Source organism: Flammeovirga sp. EKP202 (assembly GCF_014534745.1).
GTDB lineage: Bacteria > Bacteroidota > Bacteroidia > Cytophagales > Flammeovirgaceae > Flammeovirga.
In genome coordinates, this window is the sequence record NZ_JACVVP010000122.1 from 1 (window position 1) to 1,004 (window position 1,004).

The 1,004-nt window shown below is 44.7% G+C and carries 1 pseudogene; it reads left to right on the forward strand.

Annotated features, from left to right (window positions below):
- Window positions 1-1,004: pseudogene (locus IC221_RS29225) on the forward strand (hypothetical protein); the annotation flags it as partial.

The following is a 1,004-nucleotide window of genomic DNA, read 5'->3' on the forward strand; positions in this document are numbered from 1 at the left end:
GAGACGGGTGCCACTGGAGCAAATGGTGCAGATGGATCATCCGCTTATGCAATAGCTGTAAGTAATGGTTTTGAAGGTAGTGAGTCGGAGTGGTTATCATCTTTAAAAGGCGAAACTGGTGAACAGGGAGAACAAGGTGAACAGGGTGAGACCGGCGCTGCAGGAGTAAATGGAATTGATGGTTCCTCTGCTTATGCTATAGCTGTAAGTAATGGTTTTGAAGGCAGTGAGTCAGAATGGTTATCATCTTTAAAAGGTGAGACCGGTGCCGCCGGATTCAATGGTATTGACGGATCATCCGCTTATTCGATAGCTGTAAGTAATGGATTTGAAGGTAGTGAGTCAGAGTGGTTATCGTCTTTAAAAGGCGATACTGGTGATCAGGGAGAGACCGGTGCCGCCGGATCCAATGGTATTGACGGATCATCTGCATATGCAATAGCTGTAAATAATGGTTTTGAAGGCAGTGAGTCAGAGTGGTTATCATCTTTAAAAGGTGAAACTGGCGAGAAGGGAGAACAAGGAGAACAAGGTGAGACTGGTTCTGCAGGAGCAAATGGTGTTGATGGTTCATCCGCTTATTTGATAGCTGTAAGTAATGGTTTTGAAGGTAGTGAGTCAGAATGGTTATCATCCTTAAAAGGTGAAACTGGTGAGCAGGGAGAACAAGGTGAAAAAGGCGAGACTGGTGCTCCAGGTTTAAATGGTGTTAATGGCTCTTCCGCTTATTCGATAGCTGTAAATAATGGATTTGAAGGCAGTGAGTCAGAATGGTTATCGTCGTTAAAAGGCGAAACTGGTGAGCAAGGTGAGACTGGTGCTGCAGGTTCCAATGGTTTAGATGGCAAGTCCGCTTATATCTTAGCTCAAGAATCAGGTTTCGAGGGAACAGAATCGGAATGGTTAACGTCATTACAAGGTGAATCGGGTTCCAATGGTTTAGATGGCAAGTCCGCTTATATCTTAGCTCAAGAATCAGGTTTCGAGGGAACAGAATCGGAATG